2 protein-coding genes are annotated in these 2,910 nt (G+C 76.4%); both read left to right on the top strand.

Translation table 11 applies throughout. The features are described from left to right. Positions 1–392: 392 nt before the first annotated feature. Positions 393–1,022 (top strand): choice-of-anchor C family protein, encoded by a 630-nt coding sequence (locus ABT263_RS38580; protein ID WP_352298587.1) that lies wholly within the window; start codon positions 393–395, stop codon positions 1,020–1,022. 249 nt (positions 1,023–1,271) lie between these two features. Further along, the gene (locus ABT263_RS38575) at positions 1,272–2,807 is read left to right on the top strand and encodes a carbohydrate binding domain-containing protein (protein WP_352298584.1); all 1,536 of its coding nucleotides are present in this window, start codon (positions 1,272–1,274) and stop codon (positions 2,805–2,807) included. Positions 2,808–2,910: the final 103 nt, after the last annotated feature.

The following is a 2,910-nucleotide window of genomic DNA, read 5'->3' as shown; positions in this document are numbered from 1 at the left end:
CCCGGGGTTGCCGCCCCCCCCCCCCCCCCCGGCGTGGCGGGGGGCGCGCCCCCCGTGCGGGGCCGGGCCCGCCCCGGCCCCGGCCCCTGGACGGGGAGCGTACGAAGCGCGGCCGGGGCGCGCGGATCGATCGTGTGCAACGGCCGGACCGGACCGGGGCGCCTCCCCCGGGCCGCCGCCGCGCGGCGGCCCGCCCGCCCGGCCCCGGCGGGCCCGGGGCCGGTCCACGGCGGCCGACCGCCCGCCAAACCGGCGCGCGAGAGCTCACGGGTGCCGCCCCGCACCACGAGGCGCCCGCGCCCCGGCCTGGCCCCGCGCGGCCGGCGGCTCCGACGATGAGCGCTGTCGGGCCCGTTCCGGGCTCCGGCACCACGTCCGTCCGGGAGGTCCCCATGTCGTTCCCGCGCACCCGTACCGCCGCCGTCGCCCTCGCGCTGCTCGTCGGCGGCGTCACCGCCTCGGCGGTTCCCGCCCGGGCCGCCGTCACCGCCGACCGCGCGGGGGCCCAGAGCCGGGCCCTCAGCCGCTTCGACGACGGCAGCTTCGAGACGCCGAAGGTGGCGGCGAACTCCTTCCTCGGCCTCTCGGCCGGACAGTCCATCGGCCCGTGGCGCGTCACCGGCGGCAGCGTGGACCTGATCGGCGCCGGCTTCTGGCAGGCCGCCGAGGGCGACCAGTCCGTCGACCTGAACGGCTCCTCCCAGGGCACCGTGGCCCAGACCTTCGCCACCACGCCGGGCGCCACCTACTCGGTGACGTACGCGCTGGCGGGGAACCCCGAGGGCGGACCGGCCGTCAAGACCGGCCGGGCCCTCGTCGACGGCCAGGACTTCCAGGACTTCTCCTTCGACACCACCGGCAAGTCGCGGGCCGCCATGGGGTACGTGGGCCGCCAGTTCACCTTCGTGGCCACCAGCGCCTCCACCACCCTGGCCTTCGCCAGCACCACCGGCAGCGGCGCCTACGGCCCGGTGGTGGACGACGTCCAGGTCCGGGAGTGCCGGGCCTGCCCCACCTGCTGACCGCGCGGCCCGCCCGGGCGTCCACGGCCGCGCCCCGGGAGCGGGCGCTGCCTTAAACCGTTCCTAAAACCTTCCCGGCAACCGCCTCTGATGTGCCGAAGGTGCTTGACGTGCACAGCTGGTCTAGTCCAGTTTGAAGCTGCACCGCGCACCTCCCCGCACCGGACCACGCCCCCACCGCACCCGCCGCCCGCCCGCGCTCCCCCTCGCGTGGCGGGCGGCGCGCGCACCGTCCCGAGAGGCACCCCCATGCCACGCGCGCCCCACGACACCCACGCGCCCGACGCCCCCGCCCGGCACCGCCGCCCCGGCGTCCGGGTCAAGCTGCTCGGCCTCGCCGCCGCCACCGTGCTGGCCGGCGGCGGGCTCGCCTCGCTCGCCGGGAGCGCCGGCGCGGCCGACGGCAACCTGCTCGGCAACGCCGGGTTCGAGAGCGGCTCGGCGAGCCCCTGGAGCTGTTCGGCCACCACCGGCAGTGTGGTCGGCACCGGCGCGCACAGCGGCTCGTACGCGCTGAGGGGCGGCGTGAGCAGCAGCGACACCGCGCAGTGCGGCCAGAGCGTCGCCGTTCGGCCCAACACCACGTACACGCTGAGCGCCTGGGTCCAGGGCCAGTACGTCTACCTCGGCGCGACCGGCAGCGGGGTCACCGACCCGGCGGTCTGGACCCCCGGCGGCGCCGCCTGGCAGCAGCTCTCCACCACCTTCACCACCGGTCCGGCCACCAGCAGCGTGACGGTCTACCTGCACGGCTGGTACGGGCAGGGCGGCTACCTCGCCGACGACGTCACGCTCACCGGCCCGGGCGGCAACCCGACCACCCCGCCGCCGACTTCGGCCACACCGACGCCGACCCCCACGCCCACGCCCACGCCCACCGGAACGCCGACCACCCCGCCGCCGGCCACCGCCGTCCCGGTGGCCCCGTACATCGACATGGGCGCCTGGCCGACCCCGTCGATGCCCGCGATGGCCCAGGCCGGCAACCTGAAGTCCTTCACCATGGGCTTCGTGACCGGCGTCGGCTGCAAGGCCAGCTGGTTCAACGCCTACGACCCGCGCACCGGCTGGGCCAAGGACCAGGTGGACGCGCTGCGCGCGGCCGGCGGCGACGTGAAGGTGTCCTTCGGCGGCGCCAGCGGCACCGAACTCGCCGCCGCCTGCGCCTCGGTGGACTCGCTGTTCGCCGAGTACGACGCCGTGGTCAAGGCCTACAACCTGCGCTACGTCGACTTCGACATCGAGGGCGCCGCGATCGCCGACACCGTCGCCAACGACCGCCGCTCCGCCGCGCTCGCCAAGCTGCAGAAGGCCAACCCCGGCCTGAAGGTGTCGTTCACCCTGCCGGTGCTGCCCGAGGGGCTCACCGCCGAGGGCGTCGCCATCGTCCGCTCGGCCCGGGACGCGGGCGTGGCCGTCGACCTGGTGAACGCGATGGCGATGGACTACTACCGCGCCGGCGCCGACTACGGCGACGCGGCCGTCCAGGCGGCCCAGGGCCTCTACAGCCAGCTCAAGTCGCTCTACCCGGCGAAGAGCGACGCCCAGCTCTGGGCCGCGGTCGGCATCACCCCGATGCTCGGGGAGAACGACGACCACCAGGTCTACAACCAGGCGGACGCCCGGCAGCTGGTCGCCTTCGCCCAGCAGCACCACCTCGGCGAGCTGGCCTTCTGGGACGCCACCCGGGACGCCAACGCCTGCACCGGCGCGCTCTACAAGTGCACCAACATCGCCCAGCAGCCGTACGAGTTCGCGAAGATCTTCGCCCAGTACGCGGGCTGAGCGGGGCGGTCACCGGCCCCGCGGGGCCGGGGGGCCCCCACCGCGGCGCCGGGCGCCCCCACCGCCGCCTGCGAGCCGGGCGCCCCCACCCCCACCCCCGAAC

Source organism: Kitasatospora sp. NPDC001603 (assembly GCF_040298365.1).
Taxonomy (GTDB): domain Bacteria; phylum Actinomycetota; class Actinomycetes; order Streptomycetales; family Streptomycetaceae; genus Kitasatospora.
This window is presented reverse-complemented; position numbering and strand designations above follow the sequence as displayed.

Excerpts from the sequence above, each read along its gene's own strand:
- ABT263_RS38580 (WP_352298587.1), top strand. The coding sequence starts at position 393 with ATGTCGTTCCCGCGCACCCGTACCGCCGCCGTCGCCCTCGCGCTGCTC.
- ABT263_RS38575 (WP_352298584.1), top strand. The coding sequence starts at position 1,272 with ATGCCACGCGCGCCCCACGACACCCACGCGCCCGACGCCCCCGCCCGG.